Raw genomic sequence first — 1149 nt, 5'->3', positions numbered from 1 at the left:
CCGTGATGGCTGATTTTGCTGAGATTTTGTTTGATATCCGCCAAAAGCTCACCTTCAAGTGCGATATTCTTTTCGCTTTCAGCTTTCAGCCTTTCAGCCTCCAGCTCATCAACAAGTTCCATGCTCACTTCAGAGAAATTATTCACAAAGTTTAATGGGTTTTGAATTTCATGAGCAATGCCAGCTGTAAGCTCACCCAATGAAGCCATTTTCTCTGATTGTACCAGTTGCGACTGCGTTGCTTTCAAACTTTCCAACGATTCTTTTAATTCCGTTGTGCGTGCTGTTACTTTTTCTTCCAGTTTCTCTTTTTCGCTGCGTAAACTTCTTTCACGGTACATGCTGAAAGCCCTTAATGCTGCTAAAAAAAGCAATGCATAAATGATATATGCCCACCAAGTTCTCCACCACGGCGGATGAATGACCACTTTTATCTCGGCTATATCTTTACTCCACACCCCATCACTGTTTGCCGCCTTCACAAAAAATGTATAAGTGCCGGGCGAAAGATTGGTATATGTTGCGGTACGTTGCCTTCCTGCCTTTATCCAATCCTCATCATAACCTTCAAGCTTGTACTCGTATTGATTTAATCGTGGGTTGGCATAATGAATGCCTATATATTGAAAACTGATTCTGTTTTCATTGTAAGCCAGTTCAATTTTGTTTTGCTTATCTATCAGAACGATGGCTTCGCCTGTAGTGTCGGTTTGGGAATGTGAAAGGGATTGAATAAAAACTTTAGGTAGGGTTTTATTTACAACCAGATTGTCGGGATTAAAACGAATAATGCCATCGTTTGCTGTTACCAGCCAATCCGTACCATCAGAAATAATTCGGGTGTTAAGAAGTTCATTTGAAGGCAAGCCCTGCGTGGTTGTGAACTTTTTAATAGAGAAGTCTTTTGGATTTAGAATAGAAAATCCACGACCGGAAGCAAGCCAGATGTTCCCCGACTTATCTTCGTTTATAAAAGAAACATTATCATAAGCCAGCCCCTCCTTTTCCTGGAACCTCCTGTATTTTCCCGTTTCACGATCAAAAAGAAATAGCCCCCACAAATAAGTGCCTACCCAAAATCTGCCGGCACGATCTTCATACATGCTGACGACGCACTGCATTCCTGATCCCGAATTGTAGTACGAAGTA

1 protein-coding gene is annotated in these 1149 nt (G+C 41.4%); it reads right to left on the bottom strand.

The genetic code is table 11. From position 1 onward, the window contains the following. On the bottom strand, positions 1 to 1149 hold a 1149-nt coding region (locus WKF69_RS03280), incomplete at both ends, for a triple tyrosine motif-containing protein (protein ID WP_340379481.1).

This window comes from Daejeonella sp., assembly GCF_037719425.1.
Lineage (GTDB): Bacteria > Bacteroidota > Bacteroidia > Sphingobacteriales > Sphingobacteriaceae > Daejeonella.
The sequence above is the reverse complement of the archived record's forward strand: the minus strand, read 5'-3'. Positions and strand labels throughout refer to the sequence as shown.